Source organism: Brevundimonas sp. (genome assembly GCF_024711105.1).
Lineage (GTDB): Bacteria > Pseudomonadota > Alphaproteobacteria > Caulobacterales > Caulobacteraceae > Brevundimonas.
Genome location: NZ_JANJTL010000079.1, coordinates 1 through 3,258, shown reverse-complemented (window position 1 = coordinate 3,258; position 3,258 = coordinate 1). Strand labels below are relative to the sequence as shown.

At 67.8% G+C, this 3,258-nt stretch carries 3 protein-coding genes; all 3 read right to left on the bottom strand.

Annotated features, from left to right (window positions below; translation table 11 throughout):
* On the bottom strand, positions 1-545 hold a 545-nt coding region (locus tag Q0M60_RS06005; RefSeq protein ID WP_296817237.1), incomplete at its 3' end, for an MFS transporter.
* A 116-nt stretch (positions 546-661) separates the two neighbouring features.
* Complete coding sequence (locus Q0M60_RS06000) at positions 662-2,872, bottom strand: TonB-dependent receptor (protein ID WP_296817234.1); 2,211 nt, start codon at positions 2,870-2,872, stop codon at positions 662-664.
* 166 nt (positions 2,873-3,038) lie between these two features.
* Positions 3,039-3,258: hypothetical protein (locus tag Q0M60_RS05995; protein ID WP_296817231.1), on the bottom strand; the 220-nt coding region annotated here is incomplete at its 5' end.

Genomic DNA, 3,258 nt, shown 5'->3' with positions numbered 1-3,258 from the left:
CCGAGCAGGCCGACGACGATAAAGGCTGTCTGCCAACCGTAGGTCGCCGCCAGCAGCCCGCCGACGAGCGTGCCCGCCGCGGTACCCATGGGAATCCCGAAGGCGAACCCGGCCAGGGCCCGCGCCCGCTGGTGCGGCGGGAAGTAGTCCGCGATGAGGGAATAGGCCGGCGCCACGCCGCCCGCCTCGCCCACGCCTACGCCCATGCGGAACAGGAACAGCTGGGTGAAGGAGGTCGCCACGCCGCACAGGGCCGTGAATCCGGACCAGACGGCCAGGGCGCCGGTCATGATCCACACCCGGCTGAACCGGTCGGCCAACCAGGCGAGGGGAATGGCCAGGGTCGAATAGACCGAGGCGAAGGCGATGCCGCCCAGCAGGCCGAACTGGCTGTCCGACAGGCCGAAATGCTCCTTCAGCGGCGCGGCCAGGATGCCGATGATCTGCCGATCCAGGAAGTTCAGCATGTAGACCAGGATCAGGACCGCCAGGACGTAGTAGCGGTACCCGGGCCGGACAGCGGGTTCGGCGGTGGCCGTGGTCATGTTTTTCCCCCGAGGAGCTCTCTTGGGCCGACCCTAGAGCGGGCCGGCTACGGTGCAAAGAAAAAGGGCGGCGAAACCGGTTCGCCGCCCTGTAAGGCTCAGGATTCAGCCGGCGATCAGTAGCGCGCCGTCAGCTGGACCGAGAAGGTCCGCGGCGGGCCGTAGAAGGCCGAGATCGAGTTGTTGAAGGTGGCGCCGGGGAAGCTGTACCCACCCACGCGGTACTCCTCGTCCGTCAGGTTGCGGCCGAAGAGGCCGACCGAGTAGTGGCCGTCGCCCGAGTTCCAGATCGCCGCGAGGTCCACCAGAGCATAGGCCTCCTGGTCGAGCTGGGGGTTGGCCGCCTCGAACATGTAGAAGTCCGAGCGGTAGGACACCGACGGGGTGATGGCGATGTCGCCGCCCCAAAGTTCGTCGCTCCAGGTCACGGCGAAGAAGGCCGAGTGCTCGGGCGAGTTCTGGAACACGCGGGTGTCCGAGATGTCCACCGGCGAGCCCGTGATGAAGGTGATGAACTCGTCGAACTCGGCGTGCAGGTAGCCGTAGGAGAACAGCGCCGTCAGGTTGTCGGTCAGGAAGGCGGTGGCCTCAAACTCCGCCCCGTAGATGGTGGACTGGCCGATGTTGTCGACGATCGAGGCGACGCCCGTGGCCGGCGGCGTGGCGACCGCCTGGCTGGTGATCTGCTGGTCCTCATAGGCCGAATAGAACACCGCCGACGAGAAGCTCACGACGCCGCCAAACAGGTCGCCCTTGAGGCCGAGCTCGTAGGTGTCGACCGTCTCGGGATCATAGCCGTTGACCGTCTGCGGCGTCAGGAACGCATCGCCGCGCATGTCCCAGCCGCCCGACTTGAAGCCCTCGGCGTACGAGAAGTAGCCGGTCAGGTCTTCGGTCAGGTCGTAGGAGATCGAGAGGCGCGGGGTGAAGCGCTCGAACGTCTCGGACGCCGTATAGTTGGTCCGCGTCTGCAGGATCGGCCGCGCCGGACCGCCCAGCCCGGGGGTCGGGACGGCGCCCAGGTAGAAGGCCCGGAAGACGGTGCCGGTCTTGTCGTCGGAGGTGTAGCGACCGCCGATGGAGACATCGAGACGATCCGTCACCTCATAGGTGAAGTCGCCGAAGACCGACCAGGACTCGGTGTCCACCTGGCCCGAGGCGGCGATGGCCACACCGAGGTTGCCCGCGATGGTGTCGAAGGCGCCGGCCGCCGTCGAGTCGAGGTAGAAGATGCCGGCAACGCCCGACCAGCGATCGCCGGTGAACAGCGCCTGGAATTCCTGGGTGAACTGGTTGTCCGCGTAGATGGCCGGGACGTCCAGGGACGGCAGGGGCGTGTTGTCGAAGTCGATCACGGTGGCCGTGTCGCCGCGGCGGACGGCGGTGATCGACTTGAGCGTGAGCATGTCGTTCACGTTCCACTCGCCGGTGAGGGAGTATCCCTCGGTGACGACGCGCTGTTCGCCGGTGATGCCGGCGTAGGTGTCGTAGACGCTGGGCGGAGGCGTGTAGCCGCCGGTGGTGGAGTTCACCTCGCGGTGGCCGTGACGCGGCGCGGAGTTGTCCTCCACGCGGTCGAAGGCGGCGCGGAATAACAGGTTCGAGGTCGGCGTCCACTCGGTCGACAGGCGCCAGGCGGTGACGTCGCGGTTGTAGTGCTCCTCGCCGGTGTTGAGGTTCTGGCCGAAACCGTCGCGGGTGTAGCGGGCGAAGGCGCCGCCCACCGACCAGGTGTCCGAGATCGGCGCGCCGCCCGAGACCACCAGGTCCGCCTGGCGGTAGGAGCCGAAGGTCGCCTGGGCCTCGAACTCCGGCGTCTGGCCGATACGGTCGGTGACGTACTTGATCGCGCCGCCGATGGTGTTGCGGCCGTACAGGGTGCCCTGCGGCCCGCGCAGCACCTCGATGCGGCTGATGTCGAAGATGTCGAGCACGGCGCCTTGCGGGCGCGCCACATAGACGTCGTCGATGTAGAGGCCCACGCCCGGCTCGAAGCCCCACAGCGGGTCCTGCTGACCGACGCCGCGGATAAAGGAGATCAGGGTCGAGTTGGAACCGCGCGCGATCTGCACGGTGGCGTTCGGCGTCTGCTGCTGCAGCGCGGTGATGTCGGTCGCGCCGGTGTTCTCCAGGCGCTCCTCGCCCAGCGCCGTGACCGCGATCGGCACGTCCTGCAGGACTTCCTCGCGGCGGCGGGCGGTGACGACGACTTCGCCGACCGCGGTCGGCTCATTCGCCGGCGGCGCGACGTCCTGCGCATAGGCGGCGGCGCTGAGCGCGCCCCAAGCGGCGCCCGCCAGCAGGGCGGTCCTGGCCAAGGTCTTCATTCTCATGTCTCCCGACGGTGTTTCCGGAACGCGCTGTTTATTTATTCAGCGTTCAATGATTTTCCGGGAACCTGAACGGTAATCACCGACCTGTCAAACCACGGTCACGCCTGACGTCACGGAATCGCCGCCATGTCGCCGAAATGCGACAGGCCCGGCCGGTCGCCTACAGCACCCAGTCGACCCACGTCGGCTGGCTCATGAGGCGGTTGGGACCGCGCTCGGAGAGCAGGGCCTCGGTGTCTGTGACGAAGGCGATGGGGTGGCCCGGGTCGTCGGGGCCGGCTCCGGTGTCGCAGACGACCGGGACCGACGGCGCGGCCTTGGGCCCGACGTCGAACGGCAGCACCAGCGGGTCCGGATCGGACCAATCATCGCCGACCGTG